Source organism: Prauserella aidingensis, assembly GCF_024171865.1.
GTDB lineage: Bacteria > Actinomycetota > Actinomycetes > Mycobacteriales > Pseudonocardiaceae > Prauserella > Prauserella aidingensis.
The window spans coordinates 1-25,363 of record NZ_JAMTCN010000044.1 but is presented as its reverse complement, the minus strand read 5'-3'; the positions used below and the strand labels follow the sequence as shown (position 1 = coordinate 25,363).

At 70.7% G+C, this 25,363-nt stretch carries 23 protein-coding genes; 14 read left to right on the top strand and 9 right to left on the bottom strand.

Annotation, left to right across the window (positions count from 1 at the left end):
• Positions 1–456 precede the first annotated feature (456 nt).
• Positions 457–2,019 (bottom strand): deoxyguanosinetriphosphate triphosphohydrolase family protein, encoded by a 1,563-nt coding sequence (locus tag LY13_RS24525; RefSeq protein WP_253830932.1) that lies wholly within the window; start codon positions 2,017–2,019, stop codon positions 457–459.
• A 215-nt stretch (positions 2,020–2,234) separates the two neighbouring features.
• Here LY13_RS24525 and LY13_RS24520 point away from each other — a divergent pair, with 215 nt between their 5' ends.
• From LY13_RS24520 to LY13_RS24480, 9 genes are read left to right on the top strand one after another with little or no spacing between them, the layout of a single operon-like run.
• A complete protein-coding gene (locus tag LY13_RS24520; RefSeq protein WP_253830931.1) occupies positions 2,235–3,089 on the top strand; it encodes a TetR/AcrR family transcriptional regulator in 855 nt (284 codons plus the stop codon).
• 8 nt (positions 3,090–3,097) lie between these two features.
• Positions 3,098–3,991: a beta-keto acid cleavage family enzyme gene (locus LY13_RS24515; protein WP_253830930.1), complete on the top strand. Its 894-nt coding sequence runs from the start codon at positions 3,098–3,100 to the stop codon at positions 3,989–3,991.
• Positions 3,984–4,955: a 3-hydroxyacyl-CoA dehydrogenase NAD-binding domain-containing protein gene (locus tag LY13_RS24510; RefSeq protein WP_253830929.1), complete on the top strand. Its 972-nt coding sequence runs from the start codon at positions 3,984–3,986 to the stop codon at positions 4,953–4,955. The genes LY13_RS24515 and LY13_RS24510 overlap by 8 nt, the downstream gene beginning before the upstream one ends.
• Positions 4,948–5,385: a thioesterase family protein gene (locus LY13_RS24505; RefSeq protein ID WP_253830928.1), complete on the top strand. Its 438-nt coding sequence runs from the start codon at positions 4,948–4,950 to the stop codon at positions 5,383–5,385. Before LY13_RS24510 ends, LY13_RS24505 begins: the two co-directional genes overlap by 8 nt.
• A gap of 30 nt (positions 5,386–5,415) precedes the next feature.
• On the top strand, positions 5,416–6,981 hold the full coding sequence (locus LY13_RS24500; protein WP_253830927.1) for an ABC transporter substrate-binding protein: 1,566 nt from the start codon (positions 5,416–5,418) through the stop codon (positions 6,979–6,981).
• A gap of 15 nt (positions 6,982–6,996) precedes the next feature.
• Complete coding sequence (locus LY13_RS24495; RefSeq protein ID WP_253830926.1) at positions 6,997–7,953, top strand: ABC transporter permease; 957 nt, start codon at positions 6,997–6,999, stop codon at positions 7,951–7,953.
• Positions 7,950–8,831 (top strand): ABC transporter permease, encoded by an 882-nt coding sequence (locus tag LY13_RS24490; RefSeq protein WP_253830925.1) that lies wholly within the window; start codon positions 7,950–7,952, stop codon positions 8,829–8,831. The genes LY13_RS24495 and LY13_RS24490 overlap by 4 nt, the downstream gene beginning before the upstream one ends.
• Entirely contained in the window at positions 8,828–10,528 is a 1,701-nt protein-coding gene (locus LY13_RS24485) for an ATP-binding cassette domain-containing protein (RefSeq protein ID WP_253830924.1), read from the top strand. The genes LY13_RS24490 and LY13_RS24485 overlap by 4 nt, the downstream gene beginning before the upstream one ends.
• 2 nt (positions 10,529–10,530) lie before the next feature.
• Complete coding sequence (locus LY13_RS24480; RefSeq protein ID WP_253830923.1) at positions 10,531–11,622, top strand: serine hydrolase domain-containing protein; 1,092 nt, start codon at positions 10,531–10,533, stop codon at positions 11,620–11,622.
• A gap of 208 nt (positions 11,623–11,830) precedes the next feature.
• Here LY13_RS24480 and LY13_RS24475 read toward each other — a convergent pair whose 3' ends face one another.
• The 7 genes from LY13_RS24475 to LY13_RS24445 form a co-directional block, all read right to left on the bottom strand.
• Positions 11,831–12,247: a metal-sulfur cluster assembly factor gene (locus LY13_RS24475; protein ID WP_253830922.1), complete on the bottom strand. Its 417-nt coding sequence runs from the start codon at positions 12,245–12,247 to the stop codon at positions 11,831–11,833.
• 64 nt (positions 12,248–12,311) lie between these two features.
• Positions 12,312–12,764, bottom strand: a complete 453-nt coding sequence (sufU, locus tag LY13_RS24470; protein ID WP_253830921.1) for a Fe-S cluster assembly sulfur transfer protein SufU — start codon at positions 12,762–12,764, stop codon at positions 12,312–12,314.
• A 4-nt stretch (positions 12,765–12,768) separates the two neighbouring features.
• On the bottom strand, positions 12,769–14,067 hold the full coding sequence (locus LY13_RS24465) for a cysteine desulfurase (RefSeq protein ID WP_253830920.1): 1,299 nt from the start codon (positions 14,065–14,067) through the stop codon (positions 12,769–12,771).
• Positions 14,068–14,137: 70 nt separating this feature from the next.
• Positions 14,138–14,899 carry a Fe-S cluster assembly ATPase SufC gene (sufC, locus tag LY13_RS24460; RefSeq protein ID WP_253830919.1) on the bottom strand — a complete coding sequence of 254 codons (762 nt, stop codon included), beginning with the start codon at positions 14,897–14,899 and terminating at the stop codon, positions 14,138–14,140.
• A 54-nt stretch (positions 14,900–14,953) separates the two neighbouring features.
• A complete protein-coding gene (sufD, locus tag LY13_RS24455) occupies positions 14,954–16,132 on the bottom strand; it encodes a Fe-S cluster assembly protein SufD (protein WP_253830918.1) in 1,179 nt (392 codons plus the stop codon).
• Between the two features lies 1 nt (position 16,133).
• Positions 16,134–17,582: a Fe-S cluster assembly protein SufB gene (gene sufB, locus LY13_RS24450; protein WP_253830917.1), complete on the bottom strand. Its 1,449-nt coding sequence runs from the start codon at positions 17,580–17,582 to the stop codon at positions 16,134–16,136.
• The gene (locus tag LY13_RS24445; protein WP_372493893.1) at positions 17,579–18,421 is read right to left on the bottom strand and encodes a helix-turn-helix transcriptional regulator; all 843 of its coding nucleotides are present in this window, start codon (positions 18,419–18,421) and stop codon (positions 17,579–17,581) included. The genes sufB and LY13_RS24445 overlap by 4 nt, the downstream gene beginning before the upstream one ends.
• A 431-nt stretch (positions 18,422–18,852) precedes the next feature.
• Here LY13_RS24445 and mptB point away from each other — a divergent pair, with 431 nt between their 5' ends.
• The 5 genes from mptB (at position 18,853) to LY13_RS24420 (ending at position 24,913) form a co-directional block, all read left to right on the top strand.
• Complete coding sequence (gene mptB / locus LY13_RS24440; protein ID WP_253830934.1) at positions 18,853–20,592, top strand: polyprenol phosphomannose-dependent alpha 1,6 mannosyltransferase MptB; 1,740 nt, start codon at positions 18,853–18,855, stop codon at positions 20,590–20,592.
• A 61-nt stretch (positions 20,593–20,653) separates the two neighbouring features.
• On the top strand, positions 20,654–21,580 hold the full coding sequence (locus LY13_RS24435; RefSeq protein ID WP_253830916.1) for an ABC transporter ATP-binding protein: 927 nt from the start codon (positions 20,654–20,656) through the stop codon (positions 21,578–21,580).
• A gap of 62 nt (positions 21,581–21,642) precedes the next feature.
• Entirely contained in the window at positions 21,643–22,368 is a 726-nt protein-coding gene (locus LY13_RS24430) for an ABC transporter permease (RefSeq protein WP_253830933.1), read from the top strand.
• Between the two features lie 278 nt (positions 22,369–22,646).
• Positions 22,647–23,699 carry a COX15/CtaA family protein gene (locus LY13_RS24425; RefSeq protein WP_253830915.1) on the top strand — a complete coding sequence of 351 codons (1,053 nt, stop codon included), beginning with the start codon at positions 22,647–22,649 and terminating at the stop codon, positions 23,697–23,699.
• Between the two features lie 260 nt (positions 23,700–23,959).
• A complete protein-coding gene (locus tag LY13_RS24420; protein WP_253830914.1) occupies positions 23,960–24,913 on the top strand; it encodes an acyl-CoA desaturase in 954 nt (317 codons plus the stop codon).
• A gap of 143 nt (positions 24,914–25,056) precedes the next feature.
• Here LY13_RS24420 and LY13_RS24415 read toward each other — a convergent pair.
• A partial coding sequence (locus LY13_RS24415; protein ID WP_253829543.1) for a transposase occupies positions 25,057–25,363 on the bottom strand: 307 nt, incomplete at its 5' end.

The following is a 25,363-nucleotide window of genomic DNA, read 5'->3' as shown; positions in this document are numbered from 1 at the left end:
ACCTCGTCCGCGCACGCGACCGCGAATGCCTCATCCCCTGGTGCCACCGCCCAGCCCGCCACTGCGACCTCGACCACCACCACGAATGGGCCCGCGACCACGGCCCCACCTCCACCACCAACACCGCACCACGCTGCCGCCGACACCACCGACTGAAAAACGCCCCCGGCTGGACCACCCACCACAACCCCCACCACGGCACCTCGTCAGTCACCACACCCCACGGCGCCACCTACACCGCACACCACGAACCCATCCTCACCCCACGACCACCCCGCCAGACGCCGCCACGGCCACCACGGCGGCTGACGCCGCCACGGCGGCAGACACCACAACCACCACCACTCCCCGACAACCCACCCTTCTAAGCGCAGGGGGCCACACGTCGGTGACGCCGACGTGTACCCGTAACGCCGGTGACCGCCTCCCTGACGCAGTACGCGGCCGGGGCGGTCGTCACAGGACGAACGAGTCCGACCACGGCTGGCCGCCGCGTCCGGTGATGGCCTCGAGCATGGTCGCGGCCTGCGCATCGGTCAGCGAGGCGACGAAGTCGACCACCGCGCGGCCACGCGCCAACCCGCGGACGGCGTCGGCGCCCGCGACCCGCTCCCCGGTCGCGCCGACCAGCAGCTCCGGACTCTCGCGCACCAGCCGGCCGTACTCCTTGCCGGCCAGCGCCACCAGGTCGTGCAGCTTGCGGGGCAGCCGGTCGGCCTCGTCGCGGTCGCCGAGCCAACTGTCGAGTGCGTCCACAAGGGACGTCAGCAGGGCGGCCTGCCCGCGCTGGTGCAACGCGAAATCCGGCCGCTGTAACACGAACTGCCGGTGCACGAACTTCAGCACCTGCACCTCGTGCCACTGCGGCTGCCGCAACGTCACGTGGCCGCTGCGGGTCGTCGGAGACGGGGTGACGATCACGCCGTCGGCCAGCCGCGCCGTCCAGCCCGCCGAGAACGTCGCCATCGCCTGTTCGGCCTCCACCGACCCGTCGAACGGGCTGGCCAGCAGACCATCGACCAACTGATGCTGGACCCGCGCCACCGCGCCCGCGAACACCGCGTCGTCGGCGATCCACGTGTCCTTGGCATGCAGCCGCCGCCGCAGCGCCTCCAGCGACCGGCCCGGACGGCCGTGCACCTCACGCAACGTCTCGTCCGACAGCGCCGCGAACGCGCCCGGCTCGGCGAGCCACCGGCCCAACTCCGTCGCCACCGACGCGTGCTGCAACACCCCGATCCGGTGGAAGTCCTGCAGATCGTGGATCGCGTATGCGATGTCGTCGGCGAGATCCATGACCGACGCCTCGACGGTCTGCTGCCACGGCGCGACCAGGTCGGCGAACGGCGCGCGGGCCTGGTCGACGTCGTCGAGTTCGGTGACGTACGCCGAGAACTTCGCCGACCCGGTGCCCGGCTCCTCCCCCTCGGCCGCTCCGCGCGGTGGTTCGTCCATCGTCGCCGGGTGCGGTTCCGGCCGATGGAGCCGCAGCCACGGGTACTTCAGCAGCGCGGCGCGCGTGGCCGTCGTCAGATTCAGCCCCTCCGGTGTCGGGCCGCCCACCTCCGTGGTCGTCACGATCCGGAACGTCTGGGCGTTGCCCTCGAACCCGTCGGACAGGCCGTACCTCCGCCGCGCGATGCGATCCAGGACCTGCTCGCCCAGATGCCCGAACGGCGGATGCCCGAGATCGTGGCCGAGCGCCGCGGCCTCCGCGACGTCCGGGTCGCACCCGCCGAGCTTGCCGACCACCGCGCTCGCCTCCCCGTCGGCGCCGAGCCGTTCCGCGATCGCCCGCGCCACCTGCGCGACCTTCAGGCTGTGGGTGAGCCGGTTGTGCAACAGCCCTGAACCACCCGTGCTGACCACCTGGGTGACACCGGACAACCGGGCGAAGTACGGCGACGCGGCGATGCGATCCCTGTCGATGCGGAACGGGCTGCTCACCAGATCCGCGAAACCTCCGGCCTCCGCTTCGGCGTTCCGTCGTGTCGTGCGCGCGGTGTCCGTAGTACCCATGCGCGACACACTATGCGACCGCAGGTGAGGCGTGGGCCCATCCTCCGAAACCCGCCTGCGCCCGCACCCTCGCCGCGACCGCGTTCATCGGACCGTCCGCATGGCGGTGACCCACGCCTCCTTGCCCGCGTATCTGCAGCTCACGGACTTGCGACTGACTGAATTACCAGTCAGCCTCTTGCGATCGTCGCAAGTGGTTACTACGGTCGGGCGACATGGCCGACACGGATGGACTGCGCGACCGAATCCGGGGACTGCTCCCCGCGAAGCCCGGCGCACAGCGAGAGTTCGCGGCGGCGATCGGACTGGACGAAACCAAACTGTCCAAATCGCTCAAGGGAACCCGCAGGTTTTCGCCCCTCGAACTCGTCCGGATCGCCGAACACTCCGGTGTCACGGTGAACTGGCTGTTGAACGGCAGCGACGACGCCGTGACCGTCACCGCGGTGCCCGCCCCCTCGGCGAGCTCCACACAGGACGGCCCACAACCGGAGACCCGCAGGAGAATCCTGGAAACCGCGTGGGAGCTCATCGCCGAGCGTGGCTACCACCACGTGCGCATCGCCGACATCGCCACGGCGTGCGGCCAGAGCGCGGCGAGCATCCACTACCACTTCCCCACCAAGAAGGCCGTGCTCACCGAGGCGTTGCGGCGCAACGTGAAGCTCGCGTTCGACCGGCAGGTCGCCGAGCTCCACACGATCGACAACGCCTACGAACGGCTGCTGCGGCTCGTCGAGCTGCAGCTGCCCACCGACGGGCTGCTCCGCGACGAGTGGTCGGTGTGGCTGCAGGTGTGGAACGAGTCCGCGCTCAACCCCGAGATGCGCAGCCTCTACTGGGACTCCTACGACCGGTGGTTCCACACGATCGCGATGACGATCCGATGTGGACAGGAGCAGGGCGTGTTCGCGGAGCGGGACCCCGACGCGATCACCACCCAGCTGAGCGCGCTCGTGGACGGGCTCGGCATCCAGGTACTCACCGGCAAGCCGGGCAGTTCGGTCGACGCCATGCGTGAACACCTGAAGGACTTCATCGACCGCACCATCGCCGGAAAAGGAATGTGAAACCCTCCATGCGAGACAGAGTCATCGTCACCGCCGCGCTGACCGGCGCGGGGGACACCGTGGGCAAGAGCGAGCACGTGCCGGTGACACCGGAGCAGCTCGCCTCCGACGCCGTCGCCGCCGCCAACGCGGGTGCCGCCGTCGTCCACATTCACGTGCGCAACATCGAGACAGGCCAGGGATCCCGTGACGTCGCGCTGTACCGCGAGGCCGTGTGCCGCATCCGGGAGTCCGGTGTGGACGTCGTCGTCAACCTGACCGCGGGCATGGGCGGCGACCTCTTCCTCGACGAGGAGGACCCGCTCAAGCCCGTCGACGGCACCGACCTGGTCAACGCCACCGACCGGCTGCCGCACGTCGAGGAGCTGCTGCCCGACATCTGCACCCAGGACTGCGGCTCGCTCAACTTCGGCGAGGGCCACCAGCTGTACGTGTCCACTCCGGACATGCTGCGCACCGGCCTGAAGCGGATCCAGGAACTCGGCGTCAAGCCCGAACTGGAGATCTTCGACACCGGGCAGCTGTGGCTGGCGACGAAACTGATCGAGGAAGGCCTGATCGACGCCCCGCCGCTGTTCCAGCTGTGCATGGGCATCCCCTACGGCGCCCCGGCGAACCCCGAGCTGCTGCAGACGATGGTCAACATGCTGCCCGAGGGCGCACAGTGGGCCTCGTTCGCGATCGGCCGCAACCAGCTGCCGTGGGTGGCGCAGTCGGCGCTGCTCGGCGGGCACGTGCGCGTCGGACTCGAGGACAACCTGTACCTCGCCAAGGGCGTCAAGGCGACCAACGCCCAGCTCGTCGAGCGCGCCGTGGGCATCGTCGAGGGTCTCGGCGGCACCGTCGCCACCCCGGACGAGGCACGTGCCCAGCTGAACCTGAAGGGAGCGGGCCGTGGCTGAGCACCCCACCGACATCACCGCACACGACATCACGACCGTCGCCTGCGTGGGCGCCGGCGTCATAGGCGGCGGCTGGGCCGCCCACTTCCTCGCCCGCGGCTACCGGGTGCGCGCCTGGGACCCGGCTCCCGACGCCGAGGCGAAACTGCGCCGCGTCGTGGCCGGCGCGTGGCCCGCGCTGACCGAACTGGGCCTGGCCGAGGGTGCCTCGCAGGACAACCTGACCGTGCTGCCGACGCTGGCCGAGGCCGTCGACGGCGCCGGGTTCGTGCAGGAGAGCGCGCCCGAGGACCTCGACCTCAAGCGCACGCTGCTGGCCGACATCGACGCCGTCACGGCCCCGGACGTCGTCATCGCCTCGTCCACCTCGGGCTTCCCGATGAGCGACATGGCCACGACCGCAGCGAACCCCGCGCGGCTCGTCGTCGGCCACCCGTTCAACCCGCCGTACCTCATCCCGCTCGTCGAGGTCGTCGGCGGCGAGAAGTCCGAACGTTGGGCGGTCGACCGGGCGAGCGCGTTCTACCGCCACGTCGGCAAGTCCGTCATCACCATGGATCGCGAGCTGCCGGGCTTCATCGCCAACCGCCTGCAGGAGGCGCTCTGGCGGGAGGCGCTGCACATGGTGTCCGAGGGCGAGGCGACCGTCGAGCAGATCGACACCGCGATCACCGACGGTCCCGGATTGCGCTGGCCGGTCCACGGACCGTGTCTGACGTTCCACCTCGCGGGCGGCGAGGGCGGCATGGCACACATGCTGGACCACTTCGGACCGTCGCTCGAGGCGCCGTGGACGAGGCTCACCGCGCCGGAGCTGACGGCCCGGCTGCGCGACGACATGGTCGCGGGCTGCGAGTCCGAGGCCGATGGCCGGAGCATCGCCGAGCTCGTCGCCGAGCGGGACCGCGCCGTCATCGCGGTGCAGCGCGCCGCCGCCGAATCGCGGGGGCGCACCGATGGCTGACGTGCTCGACTACCGCGACCGGGTCCGTGACGACTGGATCGACTACAACGGTCACCTCAGCGAGCCGTTCTACGTGATGGTGTTCGGCTTCGCCACGACGAACCTGATGGACCACGTCGGTCTCGACGAGGCGTACCGCGCCGAGACCGGATGCTCGCTCTACACCGTCGAGGCACACGTGCGGTACCTGCGCGAGGTCGGCCCCGGCGCCGACCTCCACGTCACCACGTTTGTGACCTCGGTGGCGGCCAGGAAGGCCGTGCTGTGCCACGAACTCCGCGTCGGCGGAGAGCTCGTGGCGACCGAAGAGCTGACGGCGATCCACGTCGCCGACGAGGGGGCGGCGCCGTTCCCGGATCACGTGGCGGACAAGCTCCGCCGCCTGCTCCAGCCGGCGCCGGAGTACGCGGGAAGAGCGATCCGCTCATGACCCGCCCCTGTCCCCGACGGAAAGCCCTTCATGTCCCTCGACAACCACGACACCCGTATCTCTCGAAGGAAGTTCCTCCTCGGTAGCGCCGCACTGGCCGGCGCCGTCCCGTTCCTGTCGGCCTGCGGCGGGCGCAGCGACGCCGCCGCGGCGCCGACCGGTCCCCCGAAGCGCGGCGGCACGCTGCGCGTCGGCGTCACCGGCGGTGGCGCCTCCGACTCGCTCGACCCGCACTCGCCCGTCACCAACCCGGACATCGCGCGGGTCCGTAACCTCTACGAACCGCTGGTCTACCGCGACCACGACTTCGAGGTCTCCTACCTCGTCGCCGAGAAGCTCGAACCCTCCGCCGACTCGGCGACGTGGACGGCGACCCTCCGCGACGGCATCCGGTTCCACGACGGCAGGCCGGTGACCCCGGCGGACGTCGTCGCCACGTTCCGCCGCATCATGGACCCCGACGACCCGAAGTCCGGTGCGGCCAGCCTGTCGATGCTCGACCGTGTGACGGCCAAGGGCGACCGGCAGGTCGAGTTCCACCTCAGCGAACCGTCCGCGGTGTTCGCCGACTACCTCGGCCAGTACTCCCTCGGCATCGTGCCCGCCGACTTCGACGTCGCGAAGCCGGTCGGCACCGGCCCGTTCCGCGCCGAGTCGTTCACCGCGGGCCTGCAGAGCCGGTTCGTGCGCAACCCGCACTACTGGCGTCCCGACCGGCCGTATCTCGACGAGCTCGTCCTCATCAACTTCACCGAGGACGACGCGCGGATCAACGCGCTGCTCGCCTCCCAGGTCGACGCGATCGACCAGGTGCCCGTCGCGCTGGTCGACGTGCTGCGCAGCGACGAGCGGATGCGCATCCTCTCCTCGGAGACCGGCACGTGGCTGCCGTTCACCATGCGCGTCGACCGCCCGCCGTTCGACGACGTGCGCGTCCGGCAGGCCCTGCGCCTCGTCGTCGACCGAGAACAGATGATCAATCAGGTGCTGTCCGGTCAGGGCCGCGTCGGCAACGACCTGTACGCGCCGTTCGACCCCGCGTACGCCTCCGAGCTGCCGCAGCGCACGCAGAACATCGCCGAGGCGCGCAGACTCCTGGCCGAGGCGGGCAAGTCGAACCTCGACATCGAACTCGTCACCGCGCCCATCCAGGCCGGGGCGGTCGAGGCCGCGCAGGTGTTCCAGCAGCAGGCGAAGGCCGCGGGGGTGACCGTGCGCCTCCGCCGCGTCGACACCACCACCTTCTACGGCGACAACTACCTGAAGTGGGATTTCGCCCAGGACTTCTGGTACACGCGCAACTACCTTCCGCAGGTCGCGAACGGCTCGCTGCCGGACTCGCCCTACAACGAGACGCACTGGCAGGACCCGGAGTTCGTGCGGCTCGTCCGCACGGCCGATCGCACGAGCGACGCCGGAAAGCGCACCCGGCTGCTCAAACAGGCGCAGCGCATCGAGTACGAACGCGGCGGCCTGATCGTCTGGGGATTCGTCAACCAGGTCGACGCGCATCAGGTCTACGTCGCCGGGCTCGTCCCGGACCGCACCGGCCTGCCCCTGTCCGGTTACTCGTTCGGCCACGTCTGGCTCGGCTGAGGAGGTGAGGATTTCGTGTTCCGACTGATTCTGCGCAGGCTCGCGATCAGCGTCGCCGTGCTGTGGCTGGTGTCGCTGCTGGTGTTCGTCGCGACGTTGCTGCTGCCGGGTGATCCGGCCCGGGCCATCCTCGGCCAGCAGGCCACGCCCGAACGCATCGCCGCACTGAACGAGCAACTCGGCCTCGACGCGCCCGTGTGGCAGCGCTACCTCGACTGGCTCGGCGGCGTGCTCACCGGCGACCTCGGCACGTCGGCCGCCTCACAGGGACCGGTGACCGAGTTGTTGGGTGGCCGCATCGGCGCGTCGCTGGTGCTGCTCGTCGGCGCCGCCGTGATCAGCACGGCCGGCGGTCTCGCGCTCGGCACGTGGTCGGCGTTGCGGCGCGGCCGCGCCGTCGACCACACCGTGTCCGGCATCAGCCTGGTCGTCGCCGCGCTGCCCGAGTTCGTCATCGGTGTCGCGCTGATCGTCGTGCTGTCGACGACGGTCCTGCCCGTGTTCCCGTCGGTGACGCTGGCACCGCCCGGCGAGCCGGTGTGGTCCCAGCCGATCCAGCTCGTGCTGCCGATCCTGACGCTGACGCTCGTCGTCACCCCCTACATCACGCGCATGATGCGCGCGACGATGAGCGAAGTGCTCGACAGCGGTTACATCGAGATGGCCCGCCTCAAAGGCCTCCCCGAACGGGTCGTCATCACCCGGCACGCCGTGCCGCACGCGATCGGCCCCGTCGCACAGGTCGTCGCGATCCAGCTGGCCTGGCTCGCGGGCGGTGTCGTGGTGGTGGAGTTCCTCTTCCGCTACCCGGGTATCGGGCAGGCGCTCATCGACGCGGTCAACAACCGTGACGTCGCGGTCGTCCAGGCGATCACGCTGCTCATCGCGGGCGTCTACATCGTGGTGAACCTGATCGCCGACATCGTCGGCATCATGACCAACCCCAAGCTGCGCGCGGAGGTGTCCCGATGACGGCGACGACCACACGACCCACGTTGCTGCGGCGTGCATTGGCCCTGCCCCAGGCGAAGATCGGCCTGGCGCTCACCACGGTCGTCGTCGCCGTGGCGTTGCTCGGCCCGTGGGTAGGCCCCTGGCTGACCGGTCACGACACGACGGGCTTCGCGGGCAAACCCTTCCAGTCGGGCGGCATCGCCGGCACCGACGGTCTCGGCCGTGACGTGCTGACCCGGTTCCTCGCCGGTGGACTGACCCTGCTGATCTACGCGGTGCTGGCCACCGCGCTCGGCCTGGTGCTGGGAGCGGCGCTGGGCATGGTCGCCGGCTACAGCGGAGGCAGGCTCGACTCGCTGATCATGCGCGGCAGCGACGTGCTGCTGTCGTTCCCCCAGCTGGTGTTCGCGCTGCTGGCGATCGCCATGATCGGCCCGGAAGGCTGGCTGCTGGTGCTGGTCATCGGCATCACCCACGCGCCGCGTGTCGCCCGCGTGGCCAGACAGTCCACCGTGGCGGTCAAGGACGCGGACTTCATCCGCGCCGCCCGCATGTACGCCCTGCCACGCAGGCGCATCCTGCTGCGCGAGGTACTGCCGAACATCACCGGTCCGCTGATGGTCGAACTCGGCCTGCGGCTGACGTACTCCATCGGTTACGTCGCGTCGCTGTCGTTCCTCGGGCTCGGCATCCAACCGCCCACCGCGGACTGGGGCCTGATGATCAACGAGAACCGCATCGCCCTGGTCGTCGAACCGTGGGGCGTGCTGCTGCCCGTGCTCGCGATCGCCGTGCTGACCGTCGGCACCAACCTGATCACCGACTCGCTCGCCTCGGCGGCCGCGCGCAGCTCGGACGCGACCACGTCGCACACTGCGAAGGAGGCCTCGGCATGACCGCCCCCACCACGGTGGCCCACACCCTCGTCGCCCGGGATCTGCGCGTCGACACCGTCACCGGACAGCCCGTGCTCAACGGTGTGTCGTACGAGATCGCACCCGGCGAGGTGCTGGCACTGGTCGGTGAGTCCGGCTCCGGCAAGACCACGGCGGGGCTGGCGGCTCTCGGCCACTTCCGCCGCGGGCTCGTCCACAGCGGCGGCGACGTCTCGGTGCAGCCCGGTGGCGCGGCGCCGGTGTCCGTGCTGGCCGCGGGCGAGCGGGAACGGCGGTCGCTGCGCGGCAGCACCGTCGCCTACATCCCGCAGGACCCGGCCGCCTCGCTCAACCCGGCGCTGCGCATCGGCAGGCAGATCTGCGAGGTGCTCGAGACGCACGGCTACGGTGCGTCCGCGGCCGAGCGGTCCGCCCGCGTCGTCGAGGTGCTGGCCGAGGTCGGGCTCCCCGCCGACGAGTCCTACCGGCGGCGCTACCCGCACGAACTGTCCGGCGGCCAGCAGCAGCGCGTCGGCATCGCGATGGCGTTCGCCTGCAGGCCGAGCGTCGTCGTGCTCGACGAGCCGACCACGGGACTCGACGTCACCACGCAGACGCTGGTGCTGCGCACGGTCGCGACACTGACCGCGGAGCACGACACCGCCGCGCTCTACATCACGCACGACCTCGCGGTGGTCGCCACGATCGCCCACCGGGTCGCGGTGCTGCGCCGCGGCGAGGTCGTCGAGTGCGGCTCCACCGAGGAGGTGCTCCGCGCGCCCTCGCACGCCTACACGCTCGAGCTCGTCACCGCGGTGCCGCACCTCGACGGCACGGGCGCCGCCGCACCGTCCGCGTCCGGCGCCCACGTGGTCGAGTCCGTATCGGACGGTCGCCACGCCGCGGAGCGTCACGACGTGGCAAGCGGTTCCGGTTCCGCATCCGCGTCGAACGGCGACCGGGAGCGCCCGCCGGCCCTGTCGGTGTCCGACCTGTCCGTCTCGTACGGCGACCACCGGGTGCTCCACGACGTGGCGCTGGAGGTGCGCGCGGGCGAATGCCTGATGCTGCTCGGCGAATCGGGCTCAGGCAAGACCACGCTGTCGCAGTGCGTGGCCGGGCTGGGCAGACCCCACGCAGGCACCGTGTCGGTGTCCGGCAGCCCGTTGGCCGCCTCGACCCAGCGGCGCACCGCCGAGCAACTGCGCGCGGTGCAGTACGTGTTCCAGAGCCCGTACTCGTCGCTCAACCCCCGCAAGACGATCGCCCAGTCGGTCGAACTCCCCTTGCGGACACTCACCGACCTCGACGCCGCCGCACGCCGGGAGCGCGTCACCGAGACGCTCGAACGCGTGCGCCTCGACCCCGCACTCGCGGACCGGCTCCCGGACGAGCTCTCCGGTGGCCAGCGGCAGCGCGCCGCGATCGCCCGTGGGCTGGTGACCACACCGGACGTGCTGCTGTGCGACGAGGTGACCTCGGCACTCGACGTGTCCGTGCAGGCCACGATCGTCGACCTGCTCTGCGAACTGCGGCGGGAACTGGGCATGGCGATGCTGTTCGTCACCCACAACATCGCACTGGCCCGGCACGTCGCCGACCGGATCGCGGTGCTGCGCGGCGGCGAGGTCGTCGAGTCCGGCACCGTCGACGAGGTCCTCGACTCGCCGTCGCACGAGTACACCCGCGAACTGCTCGCCAACACGCCGAGGATGTGACGATGGCCGTCCACGGATCCGTCGCGCCGGGTTTCGACGCGGTGCGCGGCGTCTTCGCCGACGTGATCGCCGACGCGCGCGGCGGCGCCTCGTTCGCCGTCGTGCGCGACGGCACGCCGGTGGTCGACCTGTGGGGCGGCCTCGCCGACCCGGCGTCGGCCGTGCCGTGGCGTGAGGACACCCTGTGCGTCCTGTTCTCCGGCACGAAGGGCGTCGTCGCCACCGTCGTCGCCGCACTCGACGTGATCGACCCGGACGCCCCCGTGCGGGACCTGTGGCCCGAGTTCACCGCCGACGCCACGGTCGGCCAGGTGCTGTCCCACACCGCCGGTCTGCCCTATGTGGACGGTGAGCACGACATGCTCGACAACGGATCCTGCGCGGCGCTGCTCGCGGCGCAGGATCCGTTGTGGACGCCGGGAACGCGCGTGGCCTATCACGCCCTGACCTACGGCCACCTCGTCGCCGAACTGCTGCGCCGCGCGACGGGCCGCTCCGTCGGCACCCTCGTGCGGGAGGTCGTCGCCGACCCGTTCGGGCTCGACCTGCACCTCGGCACGCCCGAGTCCCTCGACGGCCGCACGGCACGGCTGCAGCGTGCACCCGGGTACGCCATCAGCACGTTCCTCGACGACCCGGAGCGCCGCACCCTCGTCGAACGCATGTACGCGGGCCTGCTCGACTCCGACCAACTGATGAACTCGGCGGCCTACCGCCGCGCCGAACTCGCCGCCGGAAGCGGCACCGGCACGGCGCGGGCCATGGCGCGGCTCTACGACCTGCTCGCCCACGGGCACGTCGTTCCGGCCGACACACTGGCGCGGGCAACCCGCACCTGGTCGGAGGGCATCGACGCCATCAACGACCGGCCGCTGCGGTTCGGCCTCGGCTACGAACTCGAGGACCCCATCGGCACCTACGGCCCCGCGTCACGGTCGGCGGGCGCGTTCGGCCACTCCGGGGCAGGCGGCGGCCGCCACGGCGCATGGCCCCGCGAAGGACTCGGCTTCTCGTTCGTCACCAACGAACTGCGCAGCGAGAACGCCGACGGCCGCGCCGAGGCGCTCCTCGAAGCACTCAGCGCGTCCCTCTGACACGCGCCGCTCCGGCACGCGGCCTGCCCGCGCCGCCCTACCCCCTACCCGAGCCGCCGCCCTGCCCGAACCGCCGCTGCGGCCGACGCGCCATCCACCGTCGGCCGCAGCGGCACCCCACGACACAGCGGCACCCCACGACACACACGTGCCGGACACCCGGGAGCGGGTGTCCGGCACGTGACGTCGGTTCAGGCCGTCGAACGCCTCACACGGTGAAACCGAGGGCGCGCAACTGCTCGCGGCCGTCGTCGGTGATCTTCTCCGGGCCCCACGGCGGCATCCAGACCCAGTTGATCCGGTAGTCGTCGACCAGCTTTCCGGAGCCCTTCAGCACCGACGCCGTCTGGTCCTCGATCACGTCCGTCAGCGGGCACGCCGCCGACGTCAGCGTCATGTCGATGGTCGCCGTGTTGTCCGGCTCCACCCGAATGTCGTACACCAGACCCAGGTCCACGACGTTGATGCCGAGCTCGGGGTCGACCACGTCGCGCATGGCCTCCTCGACGTCCTCGACCTTGGCGACGTCGCCGCCCGCCGACGATGCCTCGGCTGCCTGCGCCTCCTGCTCGAGATCGGCCGCGGTACGGCCCTCTCGCTCCTGCTGCGTGCCGGCTTCGGTCATGCTTCCACCTCTATCTTGCGGGAGTCGGCCTCGGTGAGCGGCGCTGCGCAAGCTCCATTGTCGCTCACCCGGCCTCCACGCCGTTCGATGTGCGGGCCAGTGCGTCCTTGAAGGCCATCCATCCCAGCAACGCGCACTTCACCCGCGCAGGATACTTCGCCACGCCGGCGAACGCGATGCCGTCGTCGAGCACGTCCTCGTCCGGTTCGACCTGGCCGCGCCCCTGCATCAGTTCCGTGAACGCATCCATCGTGGTCATCGCCTCGTCGACGGAATGGCCGATCACCAGGTCGGTCATCACCGACGTCGAGGCCTGACTGATGGAACAGCCCTGCCCCTCGTACGACACGTCCTCGATCTTGCCGTCGTCGGTGACCTTGACGCGCAGGGTCACCTCGTCGCCGCAGGTCGGGTTGACCTGGAACGACTCGCCGTCGAACGGCTCACGCAGGCCGCGGGCATGCGGGTTCTTGTAGTGATCCAGGATGATCTCCTGGTACATGCTCTCGAGCTGCATGCCTCTACTCCCCCACTCCGAAGAACCGCTGCGCCTCGCGCACTCCCGCGACCAGCGCATCCACTTCGGACGGTTCGTTGTACAAGTAGAACGACGCGCGCACCGTCGCGGGCACACCGCACGCCCGGTGCAGCGGCCACGCGCAGTGATGTCCCACGCGCACCGCGATGCCCAGGCTGTCGAGCACCTGGCTCACGTCGTGCGGATGCACACCGTCGACGACGAACGCCACGGTCGCGCCGCGGTCGACCGTGTCCTCCGGTCCCACGATCCGCACGCCGGGGATCTCCGACAGTCCTGCGAGCGCCCGCTCGGCGAGCAGGTGCTCGTGGGCGGCGACGCGCTCCATGCCCACACCGTTGAGGTAGTCCACCGCGGCGGCGAGACCGACGGCCTGCGAGGTCATCGGCACGCCCGCCTCGAAGCGCTGCGGCGGCGGCGCGAACGTCGACCCCTCCATCCGGACCAGTTCGATCATCGAACCGCCGGTCAGGAACGGCGGCATCGCCTCGAGCAGCTCCCGCCGCCCGTACAGCACGCCGATGCCCGACGGGCCGAGCATCTTGTGCCCGGAGAACACGGCGAAGTCGACACCCAGGGCGCCGAAGTCGACCGCGCCCTGCCCGTACACGCCGTGCGGGACGGACTGGCACGCGTCGAGCACGACCAGCGCGCCGACCTCACGGGCCCGCCGCACCAGCGGCTCGACCGGGTTCACCGTCCCGAGCACGTTGGACTGGTGGGCGAAGGCGACCACCTTCGTCCGCTCGGTGATCATCGAGTCCAGTTCGGACAGGTCGAGCCTGCCCTCGTCGGTGACCGGGAACCACGTCAAGGTCGCCCCGGTGCGCTGGCACAGTTGCTGCCACGGCACCAGATTGGCGTGGTGCTCCATCTCGGTGACGACGACCTCGTCACCGGGCCCGAGGGCGAACCGCTCGGACTCCGGGCCCGCCGTGCCCGCGTTGCTCATCGCGTACGCGACGAGGTTGATGCCCTCGGTGGCGTTCTTGGTGAACACGACCTCGCCCGGCGACACGCCGACGAACGACGCGATCGTCGCGCGGGCGCCCTCGTAGGCGTCGGTCGCCTCCTCGGACAGTTGGTGCGCCCCGCGATGGACCGCGGAGTTGGACGTCTCCACGAACCGCCGCTCGGCGTCGAGCACCTGCGTGGGGCGCTGGGACGTCGCCCCGGAATCGAGGTACACCAGCGGTTTCCCGTCGCGAACGGTGCGCGACAGGATGGCGAAATCGGCTCGCAGCGCTGTGACGTCCACAGGCAGCGAATCCGTGGTGGTCATCGCCGGCTCCCTTCGGTCCGGGTCTGCCGGAGCGGTGCCGTCACCGCACCGGCAGACCGCGCGTGACGTGTCAGACCGCGGCTTCCGTCGTGTACTTGACGTAACCGTCGGACTCGAGCTCGTCCGCCAGCTCCTTGCCGCCGGACTGCACGACCTTGCCGCCGGCGAACACGTGCACGAAGTCGGGCTCGATGTGTTTGAGGAGCCGCGAGTAGTGCGTGATCAGCATGACGCCGACCTCGTTCTTCGACTTGTAGTCGTTGACCGCCTCCGACACCGTGCGCAGCGCGTCGACGTCGAGGCCCGAGTCGGTCTCGTCGAGGATGGCGAACTTCGGCTTCAGCAGCGCCATCTGCAGGATCTCGTGGCGCTTCTTCTCACCACCGGAGAAGCCCTCGTTCACGCTGCGCTCGGCGAACTCGGAGGAGATGTCCAGCTGGCCCATCTCGTCCTTGACCTCCTTGACCCAGTGCCGCAGCTTCGGGGCCTCGCCGCGCACCGCGGTGGCGGCCGAGCGGAGGAAGTTCGACATCGACACGCCCGGTACCTCGACCGGGTACTGCATCGCGAGGAACAGGCCGGCGCGGGCGCGCTCGTCCACGCTCATCTCCAGGACGTTCTCGCCGTCCAGGAGCACCTCGCCCGAGGTCACTTCGTACTTGGGGTGACCGGCGATCGCGTACGACAGCGTCGACTTGCCGGAGCCGTTCGGGCCCATGATCGCGTGGGTCTCGCCCGAGCGGATCGTCAGGTTGACGCCGTTGAGGATCGGCTTGTTGCCCTCGTCGGTCACGACGTCGGCGTGCAGATCCTTGATTTCCAGTGTGGCCATGCCTTCTTCGTTTCTCTTCGGCGTTCGGAAGTCGTCAGTGATGGTTCGGCCGCGTTACACGCCGATGGCTTCGAGTTCGGCCTCGATGGCCGCCTCGAGCCGTTCGCGCACCTCGGGGACCTCGATCTTCATGAGGATCTCGTGGAAGAAGCCGCGCACGACGAGCCTGCGGGCCTCGTCCTCCGGCAGGCCGCGCGCCTGCAGGTAGAACAGCTGCTCGTCGTCGAAACGGCCCGTCGCGCTCGCGTGGCCCGCGCCGGAGATCTCGCCGGTCTCGATCTCGAGGTTCGGCACCGAGTCGGCGCGGGCGCCCTCGGTCAGCACGAGGTTGCGGTTGAGCTCGAAGGTCTCGGTCGCCTCGGCCGCCGCGCGGATGAGCACGTCGCCGATCCACACCGAGTGCGCGTCGGCGCCCTGCAGCGCGCCCTTGTAGAGGACGTTGGACTTGCAGTTCGGCACGGCGTGGTCCACGAACAGCCGGTGCTCCTGGTGCTGGCCGGAGTCGGCGAAGTGCAGACCCAGCATCTCCACGTCACCGCCGGGGCCCGCGAACGTGGCCGTCGGGCTGACGCGCACCAGGTCGCCGCCGAGCGTGACGACGATGTGCTTGAGCCGGGAGTCCCGGCCCAGCTTCAGGTGCTGCTCGGAGACGTGCACCGCGTCGTCGGCCCAGTCCTGCACCGACACGACGGTCAGCTGCGCGCCGTCGCCGAGGACGAACTCCACGTTGTCGGCGTAGGTGCCGGAACCGACGTGGTCGAGCACGATCGTCGCCTCGCCGAACTGCTCGGCACGGATCTGCACGTGACCGTAGGCGGTCTTGCCCTCACCGGGACCGTTCAGCCGCACCAGCGTGCGGGCCGAGGCCTTCGTCTCGGCGGGAACCGTCACCAGCGTCGCCTTCTCGAACGACGAGTAGGCCTGGGCGGAGATCCGGTCGCTCGGCACGCCGGCCTGACCGAGGCGGTCGTCGTCGCGGCCCACGGTCTCGACACGCACCTCCGGCGCGGCATCGAGCTCCAGCTCGGACTCGCCGGTGGCCGGAGCCGAACCGTCGTGCAGCCCGCGCAGGCGCTTCATCGGCGTGAAGCGCCAGTTCTCCTCGCGGCCACCGGGGACCTCGAACGCCTCGACGTCGAACGAGGCGAAACGCTCCGCGCGGGAGGCCGCCGGGATCGTCACCTCGGCGGCCTCCGCGGCGTTCGCGGCTGCGGTGTTGTCAGCAACCGTCATGTCAGCCGACGCTTCCTTCCATCTGCAGTTCGATCAGGCGGTTGAGCTCGAGCGCGTACTCCATCGGCAGCTCCCGCGCGATGGGCTCGACGAACCCGCGCACCACCATCGCCATGGCCTCTTCCTCGGTGAGACCGCGCGACATGAGGTAGAACAGCTGGTCCTCGCTCACCTTGGACACGGTGGCCTCGTGGCCCATGGACACGTCGTCGTTGCGGATGTCCACGTACGGGTAGGTGTCCGATCGGGAGACCGTGTCCACCAGCAGGGCGTCACACACCACGCTGGAGCGCGAGTGGTGCGCCCGCTTGGCGACCTTCACCAGGCCCCGGTACGAGGTGCGGCCACCACCGCGCGCCACCGACTTCGACACGATGGTCGAGGACGTGTGCGGCGCGAGGTGCTCCATCTTGGCGCCCGCGTCCTGGTGCTGGCCCTCGCCCGCGAACGCGACCGACAGGACCTCGCCCTTGGCGTGCTCGCCCATGAGGAAGACCGACGGGTACTTCATCGTCACCTTGGAGCCGATGTTGCCGTCGACCCACTCCATGGTGGCGCCCTCTTCGGCCTTGGCGCGCTTGGTCACCAGGTTGTAGACGTTGTTCGACCAGTTCTGGATCGTCGTGTAGCGGCAGCGGCCACCCTTCTTCACGACGATCTCCACGACCGCGGAGTGCAGCGAGTCGGACTGGTAGATCGGCGCCGTGCAGCCCTCGACGTAGTGCACGTAGGCGTCCTCGTCGACGATGATCAGCGTCCGCTCGAACTGGCCCATGTTCTCCGTGTTGATGCGGAAGTAGGCCTGCAGCGGGATGTCGACGTGCACACCCTTCGGCACGTAGATGAACGAGCCACCGGACCACACGGCCGTGTTCAGCGCGGAGAACTTGTTGTCACCGGCCGGGATGACCGAACCGAAGTGCTCCTTGAACAGCTCCGGGTAGTCACGCAGTGCCGTGTCGGTGTCCAGGAACAGCACGCCCTGGGCCTCCAGGTCCTCACGGATCTGGTGGTAGACGACCTCGGACTCGTACTGCGCGGCGACGCCGGCGACGAGGCGCTGCTTCTCCGCCTCGGGGATGCCGAGCTTGTCGTACGTGTTCTTGATGTCCGTCGGCAGGTCCTCCCAGCTGGTGGCCTGCTTCTCGGTCGAACGCACGAAGTACTTGATGTTGTCGAAGTCGATCCCCGACAGGTCCGCGCCCCAGTTGGGCATCGGCTTGCGCTCGAAGAGCTTCAGGGCCTTCAAGCGTGCGTCGCGCATCCACTCCGGCTCGGACTTCTTCTCCGAGATGTCCGTTACGACATCCTCGTCGACGCCACGCCGAGCGCTCGCGCCCGCCGTGTCCGGGTCCGCCCAGCCGAACGCGTAGTTGCCGAGAGACTCGATGGTCTCTTCCTGGCTCAACGGCGTGGTGGTGGGATTGCGCTGCTCGGCAGCGGCAGTCATGCGGTCGTCCCTCCATTCGGAGTTCGTGCTTCGTGACCCGGCGCCGGGCCGGGCACGTGCGTCGTGCACACGGCGTCGCCGCGCGCGATGGTGGCCAGTCGCTGCACGTGTGTGCCGAGCAACTGGGCGAACGCCTCGGTCTCGGCCTCGCACAGCTGCGGGAACTCCGCTGCGACGTGGGCCACCGGGCAGTGGTGCTGGCAGAGCTGCGCTCCGGTACCGGAGACTCCGGTACCCGCCACGTCCGGAAGATCACTCCCGGAGGAGGCCGAGCCGCCGGTGTCCGGACCGCCCGCGCCGACCTGCCTGGTCGACGCAGCGTAACCCTCCCTGGTCAAGACGGCGGCCAGGGCCTCCGCCTTGTCCGCGGGAACACCCTCGTTCGAGATCTGCTCCCGGTACGGATCGACGAGCGCCGCCACGCGCCGCTCGGCGAACGCACGAACCGCGTCCTCGCCCACGTGCTCGGCGAGGAACCGGATCGCGGAGACCGCGAGGTCGTCGTAGGCGTGCCCGAACCGCGCCCTGCCCTGCTCCGTGAGCAGGAACAGTTTCGCGGGCCTGCCACGCCCCCTCCGGCCGCGTCGCGATGCCTCCCTGGTCTCGGCCTCCGCGTCCGCCAGCAGTGCGTCGAGATGCCTGCGCACCGCCGTCGGGCTGATACCGAGCTGTTCGGCCACCGCGGCCGCGGTCATCGGGCCCTGTTCGAGCAGGACCCGGGCGACCTCGCCCCGCGTGCCACCGTCCGATCCCGGGGGTGGCACCGGTGCCGTGACGGAACCCGTCGCCACCGGCGGCGCGGTGCCGCCCTGCGGTTCGTGGGTGCCGTCGTTTTTCACAACATAATTGTGTCTTATTTCCGCGCGGCAGGCAAAGGCGCCTCACCGGCAGTGACCCGACTCACCGAGACGGGACGTGCAGCGCCGGACACCGGAGCCGTACCCCGGAGTCGTGCCCACCGACGCGAGTACCCATCGCCGCGAGGGGACGATCCGTCGCGTTGAACGCCCCCAAGGGCACCCTCGTGGCGTTCAACGCGACCAAGGTGCCCTTGGGGGCGCCCCGAGACGCGGGCGCTCTCGGCCGGCGTGCGACCACCGCCCCGGGGAGACCGGCTGCTCACCGCTAGTCTCTCGGCGTGGCATCAGGGAGGGGTCCCGTGACCTTCGGCAGGGGACGCAGGCGACGACAGGGAGACCACGACGGTCCGGCGCGACCCCGGGAGACGGGAGACTCCGGCTCGCCGCGGTCGTCGCTGGCGGCAGCCACCGTGTGGGTACCCACGCGGTCACCCGCCCATCCCGGCGACCGCGAACCCCTGACGGCCGACGAGCGGCGGTCGGTCCGCCTCGTGCAGACCTTCGGCACCTTCGGCTCGTTGATGCTGGCCTTCGGTTCCCTCGGGGCCGGCGCCGCACCGGTGCTCAACCCCGTGAACACGCTGCCGGTGCTACGACTCTTCGCCCGTATTCCCACGGTGTCGCTGGCGCTGGCGTTCATCGGCATGATCATGCTGATCGCGGGGTGGCTCCTGCTCGGCCGGTTCGCCAGGCCCAGCCGCAAGCGCATCGTCGGCAGGCGGGAGCTGCACCGCACGCTGCTGCTGTGGATCGCCCCGCTCGTGGTGATCCCGCCGGTCTTCACCCGTGACCCGTACGTCTACCTCGGCCAGAGCGAGGTCCTCACCCGCGGCATGGACCCGTACGAGGTCGGGCCCGAGGCCCTCGGCAACGGCGATCCGCTGGTGGTCGGCGTCGCCAACATCTGGCGCGACACCCCCGCCCCGTACGGCCCGCTGTTCCTGCGCATCGGCAGCTGGATCACCGGCATCACGGGCGAGCACGTCTCCGGCGGCATCCTGCTGTTCCGCCTGCTCACCCTCGTCGGCCTCGGCGTCGTCGTGTGGGTCCTGCCCCGGCTCGCCGACCGATTCGGCGTTCCGCCGAGCACCGCGCTGTGGCTCGGCGTGGCCAACCCGCTCGTGCTGTTCCACATCGTCGGCGGCGCCCACAACGACGCCCTCGGCATCGGGCTCATGCTGCTCGGCCTGGAAGTCGGCCTCCGGCGCCTGCCGTACCGGGTCCGCGGCGACTCCCCGCCGCCACGGGCCACGGGCGAGATCGCGTTCGTCGTCGCAGGCGCCGCGATCATCACCGTCGCCGCGACGATCAAGCTCCACGCGATCGTCGCACTCGGCTTCTTCGGCGTGATGATCGCCCGCCGCTGGTACGGCGGCATCACGGACCTGCTCAAGGCCGCTGCCGGCATGCTCGTGATCTGCGCCGTCGTCATGACCGCGGTGACCTACGGCGTCGGCCTCGACTACGGCTGGGTCAACGGGCTGAGCACCCCCACGAAGCTCTGGAACTGGATCGCCCCGACCGCGGAGATCGGCCAGCTCGGCGGCGTACTCGGGGTCGCGCTCGGACTCGGCAACCACACGGCCGGCATCATCGCCGTGCTCGCCGTCCTGAGCTACCTCGCCGCGGGGGCGATCACCGTCAAGTTCCTGTGGGACAGCCTCCACTGGCGGTACCGCCCGATGATCGGTCTCGGCGTCTCCGTCGGCGCGTTCATGCTGCTGCACGTCGCGATGCAGCCGTGGTGGCTGCTGTGGGCGATCATCCCGCTCGCCGCCTCGGCCGGCACGTCGCGCTTCCGCGTGCTCGCCACCGGCATGACCGTCGTGCTGGCCGTACTGATCCCTCCGAACGGCAGCCCGTTCGACGGCCGGCTCTACACCCTGCCGCAGGCGTACTTCGCGGGCGGACTCGTCGTACTCGGGGCGTTGGCCCTGCTCTGGTGGCGTGCGCCCGCGGTGCTGTTCGCCCGCACCGACCCCGACGACCTGCTCCGCCCGCCGGGGCCCGCCCGCCGGGGCCACCGCCGCGGGCACGCCGAGGGGCCGGATTCCGCCGACACCGGAGGCGACACGTCCCGCCCCACCGAGTCCGCCCCCGAGGCGAGCGGCGCGGCGACCCGCGAGGACGCTCCGCGAAGCAGGCCCTGACCGCACCGCCCGCCCCAGGGCGACGCGAACGCGCGGCCCGCACGCCGTACCCTTGACGTTCGTGAATGCTGCGGCCGTCGAGATCACCGGTCTGGTGAAGCGCTTCGGATCGGTCACCGCCGTCGACGGGCTGGATCTGAAGATGCCGAGAGGCGAGATCCTCGCCCTCCTCGGCCCCAACGGCGCGGGCAAGACGACCACGGTCGAGATCTGCGAAGGGTTCCGCACCCCCGACGCGGGCACCGTGCGCGTGCTCGGCCTGGATCCGGCACGGGACGGCGCCGCCCTGCGCCCACGGGTCGGTGTCATGCCCCAGGGCGGAGGTGCCTATCCCGGCGTCCGTGCCGAGGAGATGCTCCGGCTGGTCGCAACCTGCGCGGCCGACCCGCTCGACCCGGCCTGGCTGCTCGACGTTCTCGGCCTCGGCGGCACCCGGCGCACCCCGTTCAAGCGGCTCTCCGGCGGCCAGCAGCAGCGCCTGTCCCTGGCGTGCGCCCTCATCGGCAGGCCGGAACTGGTGTTCCTCGACGAGCCGACGGCAGGCATGGACCCGCAGGCCAGGCGACTCGTGTGGGAACTGCTCGGCGCACTCCGCACCGACGGGGTGAGCGTGCTGCTGACGACCCACCTCATGGAGGAGGCCGAGTCGCTCGCCGACGACGTGATGATCGTCGACGACGGCGCCGTCGTCGCCCAGGGCTCCCCCAGCGCCCTCACCGCCGAGCACGCCGAGGACGCCCAGCTGCGTTTCCGCGCTCGACCCGGCCTCGACACCCGGCTGCTCGCCGCGGCCCTGCCCGAGGGGTACGTCGTCCGCGAGTCCAGCCCCGGCTCGTACCGCGTCATCGGCCACGTCGACCCGCAGGTCGTGTCCACCGTGACGTCGTGGTGCGCCCAGCAGGGCGTACTCGCCGAGGAGCTGCACGTCGGCAGACGCGACCTCGAAGAGGTCTTCCTCGAACTCACCGGACGGGAGCTGCGCACGTGACGACGTCCCGCTTCGCCCCAGGCACCTTCACGCCCGCACCCGGCCGCGGCCGGCTCGGGCGCATGCTCGCCACGCACGCGCGCGTCGAGACCGCGTTGACACTCCGGCACGGCGAGCAGATCCTGCTCACCCTCCTCATCCCGCTCGCACTGCTGCTCGGGCTCAGCCTGCTCGACGTACTGCCCGCGGGCGAGTTCGCCGGCATGGAGCGCGTCGACTGGATCACCCCGCGCATCCTGGCGCTGGCCGTGCTGTCGTCCGCGTTCACCGGGCAGGCGATCGCGCTCGGGTTCGACCGGCGCTACGGCGTACTGAAACGTCTCTCCGCCACGGCGCTGCCGCGGTGGCTGCTCGTCGCGGGCAGGCTCGTCGCCGCGCTCGTCGTCGTCGCGTTGCAGGTGCTCGTCCTCGGCGGTGTCGCGGCGCTGCTCGGCTGGTCGCCGTCGGCGGCGGGCATCGCCTTCGGCGTGGTGCTGCTGGCGCTCGGCACGCTGTGCTTCGGGGCGCTCGGCGTGCTGCTCGGCGGCGCGCTGAAGGCCGAGGCCGTGCTGGCGCTCGCCAACATCGTGTGGTTCGTCCTGCTGCTCGCGGGCGGCATCCTCATGGTGCCGTCCGCCCTGCCCGACGCCTACGCGACGGTCGTCGCGCTGCTGCCCTCCGGCGCGCTCGCCGAGGGTCTGCACGCCGCCCTCGTCGACGGCGCGTTCTCGGCAGGATCCTGCGCCGTGCTCGCCGTGTGGGCCGCCGTCGCCGCCGCGATCGCCACCAGGACCACGAAGCTCACCTGACCCGGCCACGTCACCGCCCCCAAGGGCACGCTGGTTGCACTCGGTGCAACCACGGTGCCCCTCGCTGCGATCCGTGACGGCGGCACGACACGCGTACCCCGTGGCCGACGCGAGGGGAAGATTCGTGGCGTTGAACGCCACCAAGGTGCCCTTGGGGGCGACACCGGCCCCTCTCCCGCCGCCGCCCAACACGAAGCGCTCCGCGCTGCCCCTACGGCCGGCCCGCTCCCGCCGCCGCCCATAACGAAGCGCTCCGCGCTGCCCCTACAATCTGTAGTGTGAGCGCATTCGTGGAGCGGTTGTCCTCGCTCGTCGGCCGTCTGCCCTATCCGTCCCGCGCGGTGCAACGCACCATCGCGATCGCCGCGATCATCACCCAGGGCGGCATCGGCGTCACCGGCTCCGTCGTGCGCGTGACCGGCTCCGGCCTCGGCTGCCCCACGTGGCCGCAGTGCTTCCCCGGCAGCATGTTCCCGGTTGAACATCCCGAGTACGAGATGTTCAACCAGTGGATCGAATTCGGGAACCGCCTGCTCACCGGCATCGTCGGCGTCGTCGCCGCGCTCTGCGTGCTCATGGCCTGGCGCATCAGGCTCGCCCACCCCGGCCGCACCCGGCTCGTCAAGCTGGCGTGGACCATGCCCGGCGGCGTCGTCGCCCAGGCCGTGATCGGCGGCATCACCGTGGTCACGGGCCTGCTGTGGTGGACCGTCGCGATCCACTTCCTCGCCTCCGCCGTCCTCGTCTGGCTCGCCACCCAGCTCCTCCACGCCCTCGACGAAGGCGACGAGGAGCCGCGTCCGGTACTGCCCGCCCGGCACCGGCCACTGTTGCAGGCACTCGTCGTCGCCCTCGCCGCACTGCTGGTCGCGGGCACCACCGTCACCGGTGCAGGCCCGCACGGCGGCGACCCCGACACGCCGCGGTTCGACGTGCCCATCGAGACGCTCTCGTTCATCCACGGCGGCCTGCTCGTGGTGTTCCTGGCGATCCTCGCCGCCCTCGGCGTCGCCGTGTGGCGGAGGCGTGCGGAGACGCCGCCGTCGACGGCGTTGCGGCGGCGCTACGCCGTCGTCTGGGTGGTGTCGCTCGCCCAGGGCGTGCTCGGCAGCGTGCAGTACCAACTCGGCGTGCCGGAGGAACTCGTGTCCTTCCACGTCCTCGGCTCCGCCGCCGTCATCGTCGCCGTGTCCGCGCTCTGGTGCGCCACCCGCGACCGCGGCCCCGCCGTCAGCCACCATCCCGCAGCCGACCACGTCGCGGGCACCGGCCCGCACGACGCCGACACGCACGGCGCGGCATCCCCCACCGCGGGCACGACCACCTCCTGAGCCCCGCCGCGGCCCCGTCGCCGCCCACGGCCCGCCCGCTCCCGGCGCAACCCCACGGCGCCGGTCCGTTCACGCGCGCGCCGACGCCGACGAGGCGTACGTTTCGTCACCTGTCATCGCCGAACCACCCACGACCCGGGCGCCTGCCGGTATTCTCCGACCGGCGCCGCTCTCCGGCGGCCCCGAGCGCCCCGCCTCGGCGCGGGCCCGAGACCGTCCCACTCCCCTACCACTGCATCGAGACGAGGTCGCACCCCCCCATGAGCACCGCCGAACAGGCACCGGAAACCGCATCCGGCGCGTCCGGACCGAAGCCCCTCCTCGGTGAAGCCCGCAGCACCGGCCAGATGCTGGTGCTGAAGACGTTCCTGCTCGTCCCGTTCGCCGCCCTGGTCGTCGCGATCCCCTTCGCCTGGGGTTGGGGACTCAGCTGGCTCGACCTCGGCCTCGCCGCCGCGTTCTACACGGTGGGGACCCTCGGCGTGACCGTCGGCTACCACCGCTACTTCACCCACGGTGCGTTCAAGACGGGTCGTCCGCTGCGGATCGCACTCGCCATCGCAGGCAGCATGGCCGTGCAGGGGTCGGTCATCTTCTGGGTCGCCAGCCACCGCAGGCACCACGCGTTCGCCGACCGGGAGGGAGATCCGCACTCGCCGTGGCTGTTCGGCACCTCCCCCGGCGCCCTGCTGCGCGGGTTCTGGCACGCCCACATGGGCTGGATGTTCAAGCGCGACGTCACCAACTACCAGCGCTTCGCCCCGGACCTGCTCGCCGACGCGGACCTGAAGATCGTCAACCGGTTCTTCGCGCTGTGGATCGTGGCCAGCCTCGGCCTGCCCGCGCTCATCGGCGGACTGGTGACGTGGTCCTGGTGGGGCGCGGTGACGGCGTTCTTCTGGGCGGGCCTCGTGCGTATCGCCTTCTCGCACCACGTGACCTGGTCGGTCAACTCGGTGTGCCACATGGTCGGCGAACGCCCCTTCACCAGCCGCGACAAGGCGTCCAACTTCTGGCCGCTGGCGATCCTGTCCATGGGCGAGTCCTGGCACAACTCCCACCACGCCGATCCGACGTGCGCCCGCCACGGCGTGCTGCGCGGGCAGCTCGACATCTCCGCCCGGCTGATCTGGGTCTTCGAGAAGCTCGGCTGGGTCCGGGGCGTCCGCTGGCCCAAGCCGGAACGGCTCGCCGCGAAACGCGTCGCCGCCTGACACGGGCGGGTGGGGGCGCCCGCGACGCGCCCCCACTGCTCGGTCGTTCCCGCGGACCGGTGGTGCCGTCGGCACAGCGCCTCAGGTCGACACGGCCCGACGACACGGCACGACGACACGGGGGGGTGTCCCTATGGGGGACGTCAAGCGGCTGCGGGGAGGTTTTCGCTCGGTGTGGTCTGGGGTGGTTGGTAGTGGGTGCCGTTGCGGAGCATGGCGTGTAGGACGTCGCAGCGGCGTCGGGCGAGGCAGATGAGGGCGGCGTTGTGTTTCTTGCCTTCGGCACGTTTCTTGTCGTAGTAGGTCCGACTGACCGGGTCCGTCAGAGAAGCGAAGGCGGCGAGGAAGAACGCCCGTTTGAGCTTGCGATTGCCCGCCCGTGTCGGGTGTTCGCCCTTGATCGACGATCCGGATTTGTGGGTGACGGGGGCGATGCCGGCGTAGGCGGCC